This is a genomic window from Thalassobius vesicularis (assembly GCF_004799325.1).
GTDB classification, from domain to species: domain Bacteria; phylum Pseudomonadota; class Alphaproteobacteria; order Rhodobacterales; family Rhodobacteraceae; genus Thalassobius; species Thalassobius vesicularis.
Map to the genome: position 1 here is coordinate 28,463 of NZ_SSMD01000008.1, position 17,144 is coordinate 45,606.

Annotated in this window: 19 protein-coding genes; all 19 read right to left on the minus strand. The window is 59.0% G+C overall.

Annotation, left to right across the window (positions count from 1 at the left end):
- Nucleotides 1–62 precede the first annotated feature (62 nt).
- The 19 genes from E7681_RS18885 to E7681_RS15090 all read right to left on the minus strand — a co-directional run bounded on the left by E7681_RS18885 (nt 63) and on the right by E7681_RS15090 (nt 17,091).
- Nucleotides 63–239, minus strand: coding sequence for a type II toxin-antitoxin system TacA family antitoxin (locus E7681_RS18885; protein ID WP_168733226.1), 177 nt, complete (start codon nt 237–239; stop codon nt 63–65).
- Nucleotides 240–275: 36 nt separating this feature from the next.
- Nucleotides 276–977 (minus strand): RES family NAD+ phosphorylase, encoded by a 702-nt coding sequence (locus E7681_RS15010; protein WP_136340124.1) that lies wholly within the window; start codon nt 975–977, stop codon nt 276–278.
- Nucleotides 974–1,375 carry an MbcA/ParS/Xre antitoxin family protein gene (locus tag E7681_RS15015; RefSeq protein WP_028095451.1) on the minus strand — a complete coding sequence of 134 codons (402 nt, stop codon included), beginning with the start codon at nt 1,373–1,375 and terminating at the stop codon, nt 974–976. The genes E7681_RS15010 and E7681_RS15015 overlap by 4 nt, the downstream gene beginning before the upstream one ends.
- A 65-nt stretch (nt 1,376–1,440) precedes the next feature.
- Complete coding sequence (locus tag E7681_RS15020) at nt 1,441–2,085, minus strand: antitoxin of toxin-antitoxin stability system (RefSeq protein ID WP_136340125.1); 645 nt, start codon at nt 2,083–2,085, stop codon at nt 1,441–1,443.
- Nucleotides 2,078–2,497, minus strand: a complete 420-nt coding sequence (locus E7681_RS15025) for a hypothetical protein (protein WP_136340126.1) — start codon at nt 2,495–2,497, stop codon at nt 2,078–2,080. Before E7681_RS15025 ends, E7681_RS15020 begins: the two co-directional genes overlap by 8 nt.
- 75 nt (nt 2,498–2,572) lie before the next feature.
- A complete protein-coding gene (locus tag E7681_RS15030; RefSeq protein WP_136340127.1) occupies nt 2,573–2,770 on the minus strand; it encodes a hypothetical protein in 198 nt (65 codons plus the stop codon).
- A gap of 1 nt (nt 2,771) precedes the next feature.
- Nucleotides 2,772–3,149: a DUF6915 family protein gene (locus E7681_RS15035; RefSeq protein ID WP_136340128.1), complete on the minus strand. Its 378-nt coding sequence runs from the start codon at nt 3,147–3,149 to the stop codon at nt 2,772–2,774.
- A 10-nt stretch (nt 3,150–3,159) separates the two neighbouring features.
- Nucleotides 3,160–3,651, minus strand: coding sequence for a DUF6878 family protein (locus E7681_RS15040; protein WP_136340129.1), 492 nt, complete (start codon nt 3,649–3,651; stop codon nt 3,160–3,162).
- Nucleotides 3,652–3,746: 95 nt separating this feature from the next.
- A complete protein-coding gene (locus E7681_RS15045; RefSeq protein WP_136340130.1) occupies nt 3,747–4,265 on the minus strand; it encodes a DNA repair protein RadC in 519 nt (172 codons plus the stop codon).
- A 96-nt stretch (nt 4,266–4,361) separates the two neighbouring features.
- On the minus strand, nt 4,362–4,862 hold the full coding sequence (locus E7681_RS15050) for a hypothetical protein (protein WP_076367269.1): 501 nt from the start codon (nt 4,860–4,862) through the stop codon (nt 4,362–4,364).
- Nucleotides 4,863–4,955: 93 nt separating this feature from the next.
- Complete coding sequence (locus E7681_RS15055) at nt 4,956–6,155, minus strand: DUF932 domain-containing protein (RefSeq protein ID WP_136340131.1); 1,200 nt, start codon at nt 6,153–6,155, stop codon at nt 4,956–4,958.
- Nucleotides 6,156–6,340: 185 nt separating this feature from the next.
- The gene (locus E7681_RS15060; RefSeq protein ID WP_136340132.1) at nt 6,341–8,857 is read right to left on the minus strand and encodes an Hsp70 family protein; all 2,517 of its coding nucleotides are present in this window, start codon (nt 8,855–8,857) and stop codon (nt 6,341–6,343) included.
- Between the two features lie 3 nt (nt 8,858–8,860).
- Complete coding sequence (locus E7681_RS15065; protein WP_211089808.1) at nt 8,861–9,238, minus strand: hypothetical protein; 378 nt, start codon at nt 9,236–9,238, stop codon at nt 8,861–8,863.
- Complete coding sequence (locus E7681_RS15070; RefSeq protein WP_211089809.1) at nt 9,232–11,202, minus strand: hypothetical protein; 1,971 nt, start codon at nt 11,200–11,202, stop codon at nt 9,232–9,234. Before E7681_RS15070 ends, E7681_RS15065 begins: the two co-directional genes overlap by 7 nt.
- Before the next feature lie 127 nt (nt 11,203–11,329).
- Nucleotides 11,330–11,734 carry a single-stranded DNA-binding protein gene (locus E7681_RS15075; RefSeq protein ID WP_008335991.1) on the minus strand — a complete coding sequence of 135 codons (405 nt, stop codon included), beginning with the start codon at nt 11,732–11,734 and terminating at the stop codon, nt 11,330–11,332.
- A 753-nt stretch (nt 11,735–12,487) separates the two neighbouring features.
- Complete coding sequence (locus E7681_RS15080; protein WP_136340135.1) at nt 12,488–13,540, minus strand: hypothetical protein; 1,053 nt, start codon at nt 13,538–13,540, stop codon at nt 12,488–12,490.
- A gap of 254 nt (nt 13,541–13,794) precedes the next feature.
- Nucleotides 13,795–13,959 carry a hypothetical protein gene (locus E7681_RS18890; RefSeq protein WP_010138195.1) on the minus strand — a complete coding sequence of 55 codons (165 nt, stop codon included), beginning with the start codon at nt 13,957–13,959 and terminating at the stop codon, nt 13,795–13,797.
- Between the two features lie 390 nt (nt 13,960–14,349).
- On the minus strand, nt 14,350–14,823 hold the full coding sequence (locus E7681_RS15085) for a hypothetical protein (protein WP_038073814.1): 474 nt from the start codon (nt 14,821–14,823) through the stop codon (nt 14,350–14,352).
- A 99-nt stretch (nt 14,824–14,922) separates the two neighbouring features.
- Entirely contained in the window at nt 14,923–17,091 is a 2,169-nt protein-coding gene (locus E7681_RS15090) for a ParB/RepB/Spo0J family partition protein (protein WP_136340136.1), read from the minus strand.
- Between the last annotated feature and the right edge of the window lie 53 nt (nt 17,092–17,144).

Genomic DNA, 17,144 nt, shown 5'->3' on the forward strand with positions numbered 1-17,144 from the left:
AAGGGGCGCTTTGCGTTGGCCGTCCTCATCGCGTCGATGGGAGGCGCCGAAGACGGGTGAACTCAGTCGGCGCTTCCAAGCCCTGTGTTTCGCTGAAATGACCACGTTTTCGCCCGACGAAAGGCAGAGCGCAGTGCTTCGGTCAGCAAAGGCGGCGAGTCCATCGCTTCAAAGAAGTGCGCATGGTCAATCTGCTTGAGATCGGTGCGGTCAGGGCTTTCAATATCAGGCGTTGCCATCCTTATAGGCCTCCGGGGCAATTACGGTTTTGCGGATTAGCTGACAGCCGCAATCGAGTAGTGCGGTGTCCCATCCCAAACAAGATCCCAAGACGCGCCCGGACGAACGTTCTGAATTGCGTGGGGCTCGAAGCAGACCAGGCAATTCCCGCCCGGTGCAGGAGCCCGGACCGAAGGGTAAATCAGGCCCTTGGATCCGCCCCGACGCAGATGCTGTGCCAGGCTTTGGCCCTCGGGATACCCGACAGCCGGATCCGGATGCAGCGCCGGATGACCTGCCTCATCGGTCATGTCATCGAAGACGCCGATGAAGTCGGCCAGCAATTCCACATAGCGGGCGCTGTCGTGGAAGCTGCCGGTAAAGCCGAGTTCGCGTGTGCGGTGCCAGGCCACTTCGCTGACAGAAACCATCACATCCCATGCGCAGTACCACGCGCCGCGCTCCTCGGCGTTGAAGCGGTTTCCGCCGGCGCGGGTGTAGGTGAAGGCGGCATTGACATGACTGTCGCCATAGATGCGGAGATCGCGGCTGCGGCGTTGCCAAGCGAGTTCGCGCGGGTCCAGATGCGGGTTGCGCCCGCGTTCGGCCTGTAGACGTCCACTGGTCAGGCCCTCGATCTCTGCCAAGATATCCATCTCGTCATCGGAATCGACGAGACCGCGCAGCGATGGCGGTTTGTGGTAGGTGGCGGGCAGGAGGCGAACGAGACCGCGATCGGAAATCTCGGTCTGCTTCATGCCCCACCACGCAACGCATCAAGATAGGTCCGAACCGCGAGGATCTGCGGCAAACCCCCGTCGATGGCGGTGTCGACTGGTCGGCTTCCACCAAAGAGCGGCCCCTTGTTCGGTCGGGTGAACCAGCTTTTTGCCAGAGGCTCCGAGAAGTAGAGTTCGAGCGACTTGAAGATGCCAATTACAGCGCTGAGCCGCAGCAGTTGGTCCTTGGTGAGCTCTCCGGCGAAATCCGGCTTCTTGGCGCGCTTCCACGTGCTCTCTGACATGTCGGCAAGGCCAGCCGCTTCCTTGAGACTGAGACCCCAAGCATCGGCCACGCGTGCATAAGCTTTCAACGCGACAGCGTTGATCTGTGCGGGTTCCCGGATTTTCTCTGCAACGTACATGGCGTCCTCCATTGGCTTCAATATAGTCCATATGGACTTAATGTAAAGATCAAATGAACCTTGCGCTTTGATCTCTGTTACCCGAGCCGCCGCCCTCTTTCCGTAAACGTATATGCGTTCGCGATGATCCCCTCCTCGATAGCCTCGTCCGACGTGAGGTGGTCGTATTCGGCCTCAAGCTGGCGGTAGAGCCAGCGGGCCAGATCACGCAGCGCCTCGGTCACGATCTCTTCCGCGTCCTCGGTCGGCAGCTGCCAGGTCGGGCTGTCCCGCGTGACATCAACGGCCATGGTGTATTCGTGGTAGTAGCGCCCGCGATGGCTGACCTCGGCGGCGAGTTGGTAAAAGTTCCGCCGCTGGATGGCCTGCAGCCGGTCGGCGATGCCTTGCAAAGCCGCGTCTTGGGGCGCGTAGTCCCGGATGCGCGCGGACGCGCCCTTGGCGTGGGACCAGTAGCCCTCGAAGCAGGCCCCGTCGCCTTGGCTCCAGAACCCTGAGAACCAGATGCAGGGCTTGGCCCGAGTCCCGCCGCCCATCAAGCGGACGGGGTTGGTTTTCAGGCGGATGCCGAGGATCTCGCAGACCCGCTCAAAATCCTCATAGACCGCGTCCCACCAATCGTCATGGGGGCCAAGCTCGCGGTACCAGCTGCGCGCCTTCTCCTTGGCGGCATCCGAGAGTTCGGGGAACTGGTAGACGGTGGTGCAGATCACCTCAGGCATCGATGTCCTCCCCGTTTAATGCGGCGGCCAGCCATTCTTGCGTGCTGGACCAGCCGATGGATTTGCGCGCGCTGAGATCGATGGCATGCGCGCCGCCACCAAAGGCGTCAAGTCGTGGCCGAGAGCAGGTCAGAGAATACTGGAACCCCCAAAGGCCGGTGAGGTCGAGCTCTTTAGCAAGACGCAGGACGAAGCGGATGACGGCTTCGACATCGCCGTTCCCGTCATCATGGATCCAGAGGCTGCTGCCCTCGGGCGCGTCCTGGCGCACGAGATCAAAGCCCGCAACCTCCGGGTCGTCGGCGTCCTGATCCGCAGCGCGCAGATCGTGAAACAGCGCGAGTGCACGGGCAGCCTTGTCAGGGCTGCCGACGTCGATCAGGCACGAGAAATGGGTGAAGTAATCCGCCATGGGGACCTCCTGAATGGGGAAGACCCGGCCAGGAGGCCGGGCGATCGATTGGGATGAAGGGGTAGTTGGGAACGATCAGCCGGTCGGCGTGTCGTCCGCTGCCTGTCGCGCGGCATGCGCGGAGAGCATCTGCCGGTAGAAGCGTTTGCGTGCGGCCCGGAAGCCGCGCAGTGCGCGTGTGTTCGGGTGCAGCGCCCGGACCGCCGCGCGGACCACTGCCAGTGGCGGCGCGGTCGGCGGCAAGCCAAGACTTAGATAGGTGGGATCGGTCATGTCACATGACCTCGACCACGGGCGAAGCGAGATGCGGATCGACCTGTGCCTCGATCCGTTCGGTCCGACCCATCCAGGGCTCGGGCCGGATGGCCTTCACCCAGTCGGCAAAACTCGGGATGAAGCCGAGGTCTTCCTTCACATGCTGCTCGCCGACCCACCGGGTCGGGATGATGCGTCCGGTCGAGAGGGTCAGGGTCGGCCCAAAGATGGTCTCGGCCATGAAGATACCCTCCGCATGGTGGCGCAGCGCGCGGTGCCGAAAATCGGCCGTGATCTCCTTGCTCTGGTCAAACCAGGAATGCACAGCCATGAAGTCGTCGACCGTGCCGCCCCATTTCTTCACCGAGGACAAGGCGTGGTGGTAGGGATGTGCCATCGCCGCCCCCTCAGAAATCGTGCGTGTAGAGTTCGGACGAGGTGAAGCGCTCGTTGAACTCAAGGTGGATGGTGCGAGCGCTCGCGTCGAAGCAGAATTCGCCGTAAGCCCCGTCGTTGTTCTCCCAGCCGCCATGGGTGTCGGAGAGGAAGTCGTAGGCCAGTTGCTCCACGACATCTTCGAGCGAGAGCGCCCGCATCTCGACCTCCGGGTCGTCCCAGGTCAATGCGGCATAGGCGATCTGGGTCTGGGGGAAAGCAACCTCGGTCTCGCCAGCGTAGGCCACGATGCTCTCAACCTGACCACTGTCGCCATAGCCGTCGAAACACACAGTCACATGTGTGATGCCCGCGGCAGTCAGGCCATCGAAGAGGCGCTCCTTGTTGGCCGGAAGCAAAGCTGCGATCCGCGCGCCACGCTCGGACTGCCGAGCCAGCACGGCAGCGAAATCAATCCTGGACGGCGCCATCGGCGCGGCCAGGGTGGGATCGATCTTGGACATTGGAAACTCCGGAATGAGGAAAGGGATCTGAACCCCGAGGCTCTCTCGTCCTCGCAGGCTCACATCCTCCCCTGCCCTTCTCTGACTCTCGGGCGTCACGCCGCGATCTGCAGTGCGCGAGACGCGAAGACACGCCAGAGCGGATCGACAAGACGGGCATCGAGAAGGTCGGCGTGATGCCGCAGCCGTCGCGCGAGGCCATGTTCATGCCACTCGGCCGCCCTCATGGCCTGCTCGCGGGTCTGGCTGGCCTTGGACACGACGGCGCGGGCTTCGGCGGCATCCGAGACCGGGTGGCACCATGCAACCCCGCCACCATGGACAGCCCCGGCCAGAACGAGGCGGCCCTCTCGATCGAGGATCGCCAGGATGCGCGGCGCGTCTTCAGGGGTGACATTTTCGGCATGAACGATTGCCCCCTGCATGGCTTCGGCCAGCGTGGCAAACCGCTCCAGTACCTTGGGGTGCGCCTGCCCGGACATTAGAGCCGCCGACGCGTGGCAAGCCGTCGTGAGCGCAAACGGCAAGTCTTGATCTGCAAGAACGGTCAGGAAGCTCGGCGGCAAACCTGTTTTCTGCGTTTCCGGCTGAGTTTGGAGAGGAAGGTCGAACATGGGCATATCTCCGACGGTGCGGAGAGCCTCTCTCCCCGCTTCAAACCGTCAAAGACCAAACCGCCCCCTCGGACTCTCTGTCGCTGATCGGGCCGATCATTTCGGCGTTGGTAAATCGCCCCATCGAACCCGCAAGTAGCGCCCTTCGCGCTTTGGAAGATCTTTTCGGTCGATCATCCGACCCGAGACCTGAAAATCCTCGTTGATCTTTACAACCAAGAGCTTGTTGAAATGCCCATTTGTATCGACCACGACCACATCCTTTGTCTTGAATGGCGTAATGGTCTTGACCTCGACATGATCATTGCCAAGTCTTCCGTCAGCACCCTGGGCATAGGTCTTGTTCAGCTTGATACCGTACGTGATAGCACCGAACAGCTCACCGATATCGCCGTAGACAGAGAGGTGAAGGCCGGTCTCGAGGTGATAGCTTTCCGCGAGGGACAGGAGATCCTCAAAATATGGGATCATAGACCGGATCGCGTTCGGGTATTTTGCGCCCCACTCCTTGTAGCGAAGCTGCTCGTCGATTTCCGACCAGGTAACCCATTCACCGTCATCATAAAATGCACGATCTGACCAATCAATTTCGTCCATGCGCGTACTTCCAACACCTAATCGTGTCGGGCACAGTAGCAGATCGATGAAACAGGAACGAGACCGGAGGCGATATCGCCTCCGGTCGCCACCTCAACCAACGCGGTCGAGAAGCTTCTTGGCGCGCCCTTCCATATCAAGGCGGGCGTCCTGCTGGGTCTTGTCGCGCGCAAGCCGGGTAATCCCCTGCACGAAATCGAAGATGCTCTCGGGCGGGCGGCCTTCCTCCATCAGCACCTTCTCGATGATCTTGCCGGATTCGGCTTTCGAGAAACCGCGCTTACGCAGGAAATCCGCGCGGTCCTCATCGCCGCGCGCCACGATCTGCTGCCGCGCCGCCTTGATCCCGTTTACGAACCCCTGCGGCGAGGAATTGGCAAACCGCGTCAACGCGGGCGCCGCCTCATGTGCAAAGCGCGAGGCGGCGTATTTCGAGTGACGGATCTTGATCTCTTGGAAGTCCTCGACACCCCAGAGATTGCGGTTCTGGCACACCGCCCGCAGATAGAAGCTCGCCATACCAAGGGTCTTCGCGCCCACCTCGGAATTCCAGCAATAGAAGCCCCGGAAATAGAGATCGGGGGAGCCGTCGGGTAACTTGCCTGCTTCGATCGGATTGCGGTCGTCGACCAGGAACAAGAAGACGTCGCGGTCCGAGGCGTAGAGCGTGGTCGTGTCGCGACTGATTTCGACATCGGGGTTGTAGACCCCGGTCGACCAGTCGAGCACACCCGGCACCTTCCAGCGCGTATCGCCCGTGCCATTGCCCGCGATGCGCTGCACCGCCTCGACAAGCTCGAAGTCATGGATGCGACCGTAGTCGGGACCGGTCACGGCGCGCAGTTCGGTCCGGCCGTCTTCCGTCTCGAAAGTCTTCACCTGCTCGGCGCGGTGGTTGGTCAGGCCGTATTGCAGGTTGATCCCCGCCAGCGGCGCGGGCAACTGCCGCAGGTAGGAGGCCGGCGCGCCGACGATGCTGGAAAGCTGGCCAAAGGCCCAATGCGTGGGCGCGACCGGCTCATGCGCTTTCGGCAGCATCAGATGCAAGCGCTCGGGGTTATCGCGCGCGGCCTCTACGCGGATGTCCGCCGTCTGCACCACGCGGCTGCGGCTGCGCTCGGAGCGACTCTTCACATTGGCCCAGAGATCGTCGAGCGACAGATACCGCTCGTCATCCGGCCGGTTGAACCATTCGGACGACACCCGCCCGTTCCGCTCACCCCGGCTTACATCCACTTTCCAGCCACCAGCCCGCGCCGGCTGAACCGGATCCAGAACTTCCACAACGCCCATCAGCTATCTCCCGCGACGGGCGCCGGGAGCCACTCTCCCAGCCCTCAACCCGTCACCGGGAAACCGGCACGCCTCTCACTCTACAGACGAACGGCGGCGGACAATGATGCGGTATAAACGTATCCAACCACCGCCTGAATGACGTAGCCTTGTGTTTTGCGTTCTCCTAAATGGCGAGAAACGGTTTAAGAACCCAAAAGATGTGCTAGCTCGACAATGTCGGCTGCATCAGCGCCCGTGGACACTCTGTTGCTCATCATTTGACCTATCACGTATCTTAGCCGATCTACATCACCGGCCTTAGCAGCTTCTACGCCAGCAGCGACAAGTTGTTCGTGCAGCCCCTCGTCAACGACCAGATGCCTCTCTGTTGCAAGAAGTTTCAGAATCTCGATCAAGAAATCTGGGGTTTCCGCCAGGACTTTCATTCGGATGCCATGCATTTCGCCCAGCGATCGTCGCGCGGAATCGAAATTCTTCTCACGAATTGACCGACGCGCCGTGACAAGCAGCTTGTCATGTCGTTCCGCATCGACGGGCTGTGCCACATTCCTCAACTCATCAAACGACAGCTCGGCCTTGGCAGCCTCATCCGCCAGCACACGTTCTTCATTCTCAGGGGACATCTTCAATAGAGCAACGTCCTGGCGCAGTTTCCGGGCTTCCTCGGCTACGGAACGATGGGTGTCAGCATCCACAGAGGTGGATAGCGCCGCATGCTGCCGCTCGATACGTTTCCGAATGCTACCGGACGGGTCAGGATCGTGCTCCAATGCACTTTCAAGCTCTTGCAGATCACTTTCTACCCGAGAAAGCATTGTTGCCGCGACTTCTGCGCCCCGTTCACCTTCGTAGTTTATCCCACCGTCGTCATGGCGATAAAGATTCGAAGCGTCAATTATCCTGCCAAGAGCAGGCAGTTCGACAGCAAAGCTCAGCGTGCCATTGTCACTCATCTTCCAGTCAATAATGAATTCGTCGCCGCGGTTGATCCGCTCTCCCCGCTCCAACTCATCTAGGCTGTTCAGGCGGAAGTTGCCGATGTGAAGATTGTGTTCCGGGCTGTCTACGTCATCCGCCATGTCATAGAACTCTACCGCAATGAAGTCATCTTCCCCGCCAATGAGCGTTTTGCCAGAACGAAATTTCTGCCGACCTTGCGCTGGCAGCGCAGTTCCCTTCTTGACCAATACGTCCAGCTTGTTTCGCTCATACCCAACCATGCCATGTTGAACTTTCACGGCCAGGTTGTAGGTCATCGGAACGCTAGCCGCGCTGGCTTCGGCTCGCGTAATGCTGATTTCTCGTGAAGCGCTTTCAACCTTGCTACCGGTCTGGTCGAAAACGTTGACCATGTATCGGTTCTTGCCGTTCTTTCGAACGCTAACACCAACGTTTAGCGGACCGTTCAACGGTATCCGACCAGAAGACGAGCCTTCTTCATCAAGGATTTCGAGTTCAAAGCCACTGGGAATTTCGCCCGCAGGTTTAACCCGGATCTTTGTGCTTTCGGACGAGACGCGGGACTTAAAGTCCAACGAAAGACTGATGTCACCTGTGACTGTTTCCCGGTGCTTTGATGTTTTCTGAGTGGAGCTGTTACCTTCCCATTCTCGGCTCTCAGCAAATATCGCCGCACCGGTGGCAACGGCGGTCATGGGGTCCAGTCCGCTATCTACAGCAATAGCAAGTTCTGCTTCCAGCATCTCCCGGATGATGGGCATCTTCGAAGGTCCGCCGATCGGCACAATCTTCGATATGTCTTCGTTCTTGTAGCCGTTTGCGGCGATGATCTTTCGACACAAAGCAATTGAATCTTCGATCCGGTCGCGAACCAGTTCAGTCATCTCGTCGCGGGAAAGGTCGATAGAGATGTAAATCTCTTCGCCGTTTTCATCAGTAGCACGCACCTCATCTTCAGTGGCAAAGATTGAAGCTGTTTCAGATGCAGACAATTGGATTTTTGCCTTTTCAGCTGCGTGTTTGCTGACATCGGCAAGATGCTTGTATCTCTCGTCGGCCTGAAAATTGGCTGGCAGGCTGAAATTATGCGAAAGCCATGGCCGGACGACGCTATCGAAAATAATCCTGTCGAAGTCTCTGCCGCCGAGCATATTGATGCCCTCGTGGGCAACAACGTTAACAACGCCAGCGGTACTCATCACGAGGGCGAGGTCGAATGTCCCGCCGCCAAGATCATAGATAAGGAAAACGCCGTCTTTCTGCTTGCTGTTGGAGATTGCGGCCAAAGCGGCAGCAACCGGCTCTTGCAGCAGGCTGACCTTTTCCAACCCTGCGAGCCGCGCGGCTGAAATAGTGTCCTCGCTCTGCATCTGATTAAACGCGGCCGGTGTGGTAATGACTACGCCTTCGATTTCTTGCGAACCGGCCTCAGTCATGGCCTGGCCAACCAACGTTTTGATGATCTCTGCCGAGCACTCCACCGGGGTCCAGTTCTCCCCAGCTAGGGCAATTGGATTCTTGGTTCCCATGGAACGCTTAAAGCCATGCGCGACATTCTTTGGCGCAGAGAGCAAACGGTCATAGGCCGTCTTTCCGATGAACCGGTGTCCGCGCTTATCCAGGTAGATAACGCTTGGCAGCACATCGGTGCCGTCGGCAGTCTTAAAGAGACGGAGCGCCCCATCGACATGCCCAACAACAGCAGAGTTCGATGTTCCGAGATCGATACCTAGATACACAGCCTATTCCTCTTCTTGTTCAACTGGCGCAACGATCACGCGCCCTAGCCGGATAACAGTCATGTCGGACATGACTGTGGGTTCTATTGTCTTGCCAACGACAAGTGCTTCATCTTCTTCAAAATCGCCTGAATTATCGACCGAAACCGCCAAGCCAGGATGGAAACGCTCACCTGAAAAGTCGACTAGTCTCAACCCCAAATCTTGGAGGAGGACGTCCAACTGGCGTTTGGAGAATTTCAACTGCGCCTCTAAGCGCTTTCCATCACTGGCAAGTACGCCACTCAACGCTTTCTCAGTCGCAGCCGCAAGCTTCCAGTATTCGACACAGAGTTGAGCAACGCTTTCAATTTTCATGTCATTTTTTCCACCATCTACCATGAGGCAACAATCCTTCGTGCATCCGCCGTGAATTCAGCGGTTTTTCCTTGTGCTTCTCGGCGCACTGAACTCAGCACACCGCTTGTGTATCGGAAATTTGAGCACCTCGAATTGTAGTCATCAATGAGCGCATTAAACTGGCTGATCTGATAGTTCGTTGTAGTCAAAGACCTCATAGCCTCGAGCCGCTCGCCCTGAAAAACACAATATCGCACTTGTGCTCTGTTCAGAGCGAGGCCTTGACCAACAGGTGGCCTTGTTTCGGCGCTTGTATTTGAACTTGGGCTAGTTGTGGTCTGCCGTGGTGTCGAAGGCTGATAAGTGGTTGTAGGCTGGTAGGATGTTCGTGAGGTGGGCCTATCAAGTTCATCGGAAATAACAAAGAAACCAATGACAGCCGCGATACCGCCATAGATCAACCACTTTACTTTTTTGCCAGCTTGCTTGCGCTCAATCCTTGACTTCAGCTGCACCAGTTCGGCGCGATCATTGCCCTTTGCGTATTTGAGCATTTCATCGACGACCTTCGCCATTCCGCCGAGATTGCCCGACTGCCGATCCAATTCTGGCATTTTCCAGTTGCGATGCAGCACGGACCGCTCTTCATCAAGTTTACTACTCACATCTTGGGACGGTTTCGCTCCGCGATACGTGATCAGCCCGTCGACCAACCTGAAAGCCGTTTCAGGGTCATTCCGATCGTTGTTCACGAACAACGCAAGGTCTCGAACAACAAGGAATGCAGCATCCCCGGTGCCTGGAGCTTTTGCAGCGGTATCGAACGCTGCAAAGATTTCTTTTACGGCCCCCTTACGCGCTGGTACAAAGCCTGAACTTTGCAACGCCGACTTCAGCTTCGGAACTTGTGATTTGGCGGCCTCACAAGCGGCAACAAGCGGCTCCAGCACTGAAAACTTCTTCTGCTGTTCATCGAGGTTCTCCAGCGCCTCGACATCACCCTTGAGCACCTCAGCAACTGATTCCAGCTCTGGAAACGTGTGCAACAGCGCTTCAGACAAACGCTTTGCGTGACGAAACTCGCCTCTTTCGTTCGCGAGCTCGAGGCATAGCGATCGAAGTCTTTCGTAGATTTGCTTGGACCGACCTTCTTCATGTCCTTGATGCTGCTCAAATACTTGAACGGGCTGGTTGACATCATCCCACTGCCGCAGGAGTTCAGCGATTTCACTCGTCACGGCCTCTAGCTGTTGTCTCGGTTGACGGGCAAGTTCGATCTGCTGATCAATAGCTTCACTAATCCTCGCCAGGCGGGGTTCGCTCAAGATATCGTATTCACGAACAAATTCGGCCAATATTCTGCTTGCCCGGTCCCTCTTTAGCTCCGCCTCAACTAGCCTCTCCATCACCTTTCCGGGTTCATCCAATCGCCACACGGACAGCGCAGCGCTTCGCGCATGAGTGCTTTCTAGAACTCTGATCGACGCCGCAAGTTGGCTGCTTTCGATTTTTGGGAAGTCGGCCGCTTGGCGCTGAGAATTTAAGAATTCCAATAGAGCCAACTGATCAACATCATCCCAAGCACGAAGTAGGTCTTGCAGGAGCGTTTCGTCCGCAGATTCGGTGCCACACAAATGCGCGAGAACGTTGGCCTTTGGCAAATCGGGGAGAAATGCAATTGCTTCACGGAGATCGGTTATCTTCCCCGCCTCCAACAAGGAACCAATCTCATTAATTTGCGTAGTGCTGAGCTCTGGCAGCCAACTTAATTCTTGATCCAGGCGGGCAATCGGGGACAGCAGGGCCTGCTGAGATCGCTGAATGATTTCTTGAGAATGTTGTTCATCGAACTCAGCATCCTCGACTAGATCGGAAATCTCAGCGTGGTTTGATGCATAACCGGCCTTTAGAATTGAAAATGCGTTCAAGAAAATGCTGAAATTCGCGCTTTCCAAAGTATTATCCTTCAAGTTCAAGATCACGCCCGGCTGGCAGGCTCCCAACAAGTGGTGCGGTTTGGTTGTAGTGCATCATCGGGCAGGCTTCATCCGAATTCCAGTCGGAGTTTTTGACTTGCGGTAGTACGCGGGCCCGGCGTTTATCCCCGCCGGGCCCGAGGGGAAGACCCCGTTCTCAGAACGGGATCTCGTCGTCGCGGTCGACCAGCTCGGGGTTTTCGTTCTCAGCCGACTTCGGTCGGCTCAGGAAGTCGACCTTCTCGGCGATGATCTCGCAGCCGTAGCGGTCGTTCCCCATGCTGTCGATCCATTTGGTGTAGTGGATGCGGCCGTGGACGAGGACCTTCATGCCCTTTTCGCAGTGCTCAGCGACCGTCTTGCCAAGACCGTTGAAGCAGGTGATGCGGTGCCATTCGGTGTCCATGACCCGATAGCCGTTCTCGTCGCGCATCACACGGCCTTCCGAGAGGCGGGGGCGCGAGGTGGCGAGGCTGAAGTTGGTGATCTTGGTGCCGCTCTGGGTGGTGCGGACTTCGGGGGTCTGACCGATGTTGCCGGCGAGGATGACGATGTTCTGCATGATAAGCTCCTGTGTTTCCTGTCTTCGGGACCGTCCCTTCGACAAGGCCCTGAAAAAGCCCGTCGGGTGACGCGTGCACGGTGGCCAGCATGGACACCGGACACCCCCAGAAGACCGGGGTGGAGCGGGCAGGACGCCAAAGGCGGCCAACACGGCCCGGACTGACGCGGGGTTGCGCGCGAGAGCCCGAACGGGATTAGGGGATTGTCAGTCGAAGGGATGGCCCAGGAGACAGAGAGATACGGTGAGCCCATGCCAGACCATCACCCCTTGCCAATCGGACTGTTTGACCCAAAGCCCAGCACCCCACCAGCGGCGCAAGTGTCGATCACCGGCTCTCGCCCCCTTGCGCTTCCCTGCAGGGGAATGCAGGGCCTTGCCGAGACAGGCTATCGATGCCGGAATATTCAGGACAGGAACCGCACCAACGGCTGATTTCGATCTCGGGACACTGTCGCCCAACGCTCTGCAGAAAATGCGGAAGAACGTCGCCAGGTCAATCTCCACGATCTAGGATTGGCAGATGGCGAAAGGTTGCACCAAGGCGGAAGCCATCGCCACGGGATGGACCACTTCCTGGCCGAACTGATCGGGGAGAATTGAAACCGCTTGTGCGCCGGCATCTCAGGGTTTCCGGCACCCTGAGCTCTTGGCGCCGACCTAGTCAGATCACGGCCGAAAACTACGGGGGTTCGTCGATGTGCCGGCAATAGATTGACGGCCGACGACATGACCGCGCGGAAAACTCCGGGTTCAGTCTGGGTCGGACGGATCACCTGCGTCCAACTCGAAAATCGTTGCCTCGGGTTTTGGCCCCATCACACGCGTTGGCAGATTAGGCGCAGGCAATTGCCCTCTGTGGTGCCCCTTCACCAACACAACTTTACCGCTGCGATAGCGCCGCTCATGTTCGCTCACCCAATGGCGAACAGGGCCGCTTCGCCCGTCCTGGACCTGACGCTCGAACTCAAGGCGAGCCTGCCGCTCCTGCATGTGAGCCGCGGCCTGCGGACCAATGCGGATTGTAAGATGGGATTTCTGCGCACCTAGAATCCAGGACTTCCCGAATTTTCGAGCGGTCTTGGCATCCTTGGCTGTGAACGTCTCGTTTTCCGTGGGAATGATGCCACCCAAGTCCGGGGAAACCAGCATCGCAAAGAGCGCGTAGGGGATGAAAAGATCGTAACCTGTTTCAACTTGGTGCACCGTGCGCCGACCGTTGATCATTTCCTTCGTATCACCGCTCCGCACACGAAAATCGACCATGGAACGGCTCAATTCGACTTCGACGTTGTCGTAGTTCAATTCGCCTGTCGGAGTTCGCTTCACAAGCAAAGCGCAGATTGGGTCGACGACCCGCGAATTCTCGCGGCGATGGAACATCGTGATGCGCAAGTGACCCTTGTTTCGATCATCGATGAGATAGCCGCGTAGACCAGTGCCTATGGGTTTGTCGTCATGTCTCGTTACAGGTGAAGCCCGTTCAAAGCGCGCGACACCCAGCTCTCGATCATCAAATTCGACCCAAACAACGTCGGCGGGGAGCTTTACCTCACCCAGAATGGCCATTGCGGGAAGACCGGTTTCCGAAGCCTGCTTGGCGACTGCGTCATGAAGCGTATCGGCATAGGCTGCAGCCATATGGTCGAGCAGGTACACTTTCGCCTGCTGCAGGGCATCGAGCGCATACTCGCGAAAAAGCCTCAGATCCTCGGACGGCGTAAAGTGCCAAACTAAGTCGTCAGCAGGAGCCGATTTACCCGCAAGCGATGAACCGTATAAGGAAATCAATGATTTGTAGAGCATGCGACGTAACCTGAACCAAATACGACGCAGTTTCCGACGAACCCTGACGATGTTCAAGCTGCATTCATTGCACTGCAATTGACCGCTGATGTCTGGGCAAAGTCAGATTGGCTGACGCTCGAGCTTGTTTTCTTAATGCAAAGGCATGTCGACCATCGTCGGCTCATTTTGCCGGTCGGCCGGAACGGTGGACAGGCGAAAGGCCCGGATCGGAGCCTTGCTCCGAACCCGAGCCGTCTTCGACCCCGTTGGCTTCACGCCCACGGGTCGATCTCACCCACCACCTGAACCTCGTCTCCGTCGATTTCATCGGCGGGGACGGCGCCATAGGTTCCATCGCCTGCCTGGAAGACGACGATCGAGACCATGAGCGTGGCGGCGAGAGAGGCGGCGAAGGCGTGAGCATCTTTGCGGGACATCTGTTTGGCTCCTGTGCTTTTAAGGCGGAGGACCATCCCCCGCGCGACAGGACCCCGCAGGCCCGAAGACTGGCTGACATCACCGGGTGCGTTCGGCTCGTCCGAATCCACCCGGCGGCACGGGCTCGCCCGTAGTCCGACCCCTCGCGGGTTGATCTCGAAGACGGGATTCGGGGCAAGGAAGGGAATGGCGAGCGGGGGATGGTGCGACCGCTGACTGGAGCCGGGTGTCCCGCTGATGCCATCGGTGCCAGCCTCCTGGGCAGGCTTTTCAAGGAATACGTCTTTCCGTGTTGGATTGGATTCTATGGTGCCCCGCGATTTCGCGGGACAGGGTCGTGATGGGTGAGAGGCCCGCGCTTTGGCGGGCCCCTTGGGTTCTACATGGGCTCAGGCGGCAAGCTCCGCGCCCCCTGCCCTATCGCCGTCCTCGCTGCCGACGATCTCCAGCCGCGCGTTGCGATAGCCTTCTTTGGCGATCCAGAGTTCGGCAGCCGTGACAGACTCGGCCAGGTGGAGCAACTCCGTGCAACCGCCGAAATCCAGCAGAACACGCACCTGCCCAGGCTGTGGTTCCTCAGCGACCTCGAAGGTCAAGGCGCTATCCGCCGAATGGGTCCGCATGATGGTGACGAGAATGACCCCGTCCGAGGAGAAGTTCCCCTCGTGCAGCGTGAACGAAGCCGGTGCGATCCAGGTCGGATAGGGTCGCGGCGGCTCCTTCTTGACGAGACGGCCGATGCCGTTCGAGCGTTCCCAGGCCGCGAGCTTCTTCGTGAACCGCGCAGGTGGTTTCGGACTGTTGTCGGTGTAGCGAATGAGCGCCCCCAGGGGCGCGGTGTCGAGAATGGTGATTGCAGACATGATTCCTCTTCCCGAATGCACAAAATTGCATTCATCGTATTGATATTATTGTATTTTATGTGATTGAGGGCGGGTTTCCCCGCCCTCGGATGGCGCGGATCACTCCGCAGCCATCATCGATGCATCATCACCCGGCAGGTCAGCGGTGAGGAAGGCAGGCAGGTCGACATCCTCGGTCTGGCCGGCGTCGGAAACGGGCTCAGGCGCCCCCCGCCCTTCCGCACCGTCGAGTGCCGCCGGATCATGACGACGAAGAACCTCCGGCAACCAGCCACTACCCTTCAAGAGGCGCTCGGCTTCGGTCGCCATCTCGCCCTTCTTCAGGTGATCGAGGAGTTGCGCCGTCCCTTCACCTTTCGCCTCGCGCACGGCCTCGAGGATCCGTGCCTTGGGCACGCGGTTCAGGTAGGTATCGGCCGTCGGCTGCCAACCCGCCTCGACCATGTCGAGTTCGACCGCCTGTGCGACCAAGTCCGACTGGGTCATCCGCCTGGTCAAACCGCTGGCGGAGATACCGGCACCATAAGGGTTCACCTTCTCATGGAGCGCGTTGATCCCGAAGCTGAGGCAATGCGCGAGTAGCGACAGCCGGCTCCCTTGATCAAGGGAGGTCAGGTAGTCCCAGAGCGCGGCATCGTTGCCGAGCGGCAAGTCGGCCTCCCACCCCGCGTGGCGGTCGTCCACCAGCTTGGCCACCACGCTGTCCTTCAGATCGCTCGCCTGCGCGGACATGTAGACGTGACGCACGGAAGCCTCGAGGCAGCTGCTGGCCGAACTGGACGTCTGGAAGGTGTCATTGACGAGCTTCAGGAGCAGCAGCGTCAACGCGACGTCGGGAGAACGCCCGACAGCTTCGCGCAGTGCCAATGTCCGGTGCGCCGTCAGCTCCATGACCAACCGCTCGGGCAAGGGCTTCAACGCACCATCGTCCTCGTCGTCGGGCATGTTCGCGCCAAGCGCTTGACCAGCAGAGGTGATCACCGTGCCGTGGCCGACACCATCCGTCCTGCTCGCAGATGAAAGCTTAGCGACCTGCCCGTCTGCCGCCTGTTCACCGCTGTGGACGTCGGCATCTTCCCGAGACTCATCCTCGGGTCGCACAAAGCCCCGATAGACTGCAAGCTCGCCATAGCGATCAAGCGTCACGAAAGCCCCTGCCCGCGCGATCTCCTCCGCGTCGAAAATCAGCGGCCGGGCCTCGAGCTTCTCCATCGCGACTTCCAACTCGCCAAGACGCGCGTCGATCTCTTCGGGGAATTCATCCTGGCCCCCGTATTCCTCTTCGAGCGCTCGGTATTCGGCAAGCAGCTTGGCATGGGCCGCACCTTCGTCATCCGTCATCGGCGCCGGGTCTCCGCTAAGCCGCCGCAAGCCGTGGCTGTAGCCATAGGGCAGGTCGAGCGAGACCTCGATCCATTTCCAACCTTCGGTCGCGATCGCTTCGGCTTCAGCCTGAAGCTTTTCGCGAACCAGACGATCGAGTAGGGCAGAGTCTTCCAGCCAACCGCCGTCATCGCCCTGGAAGAGGTCATGCAACATGGTGCCGCCAGCAGCCTCATAGGCATCGACGCCGACAAAGACGGCCCGACGGTCAGAGGCGCGAACAGAGGTTTCCGTCAGCATCCGCCGGATCTGATACGGCTCCTTGTTCCACGACGACTTGATCGCCTCCCAGACCTGAACCTGACGCTCGTGATCCGGATTGACCGTGAAGGCCATCAGCTGCTCCAGCGTCATCTCGTCCTCGGCGTAAAGCTCGAGCAGGGCAGGGGCCACGGAGGCGAGTTTCAGGCGCTGTTTGACCACCTGCGGCGTGACGAAGAAAGCGGCCGCGATCTCTTCATCGCCCTGTCCCTTCTCCCGCAGCGCCACGAAGGCGCGGAACTGATCGAGCGGATGCAAGGCAGCGCGCTGCAGGTTCTCAGCGAGCGAGTCGTCTTCGGCGAGGATCGTGGACTTGGCATCCCGAACAATGCAGGGAATGGGCGTCGTCTTGGCCAAGCGTTTCTGCTTCACCAGGAGCGAGAGTGCTTGGAAGCGCCGGCCGCCAGCGGGGATTTCGAACTTGCCGGTCTCGGATCCGTCATCCGCCAGAACGGGCCGAACGCTCAGGCTCTGCAGCAACCCGCGGCGGGCGATGTCTTCGGCCAGTTCCTCGACCGAGATGCCGGCCTTGATGCGCCGGACGTTTGACTGGCTCAGCACGAGCGTGTCGAAGGGAATGTCCCGGGACGGGGACAGGGTGACTTTCTGGGCAGATTTCGCCATCAGATCTTCTCCGCGACGGGCGCCGGAAGCCACTCTCCCGATCTCACTTCCCG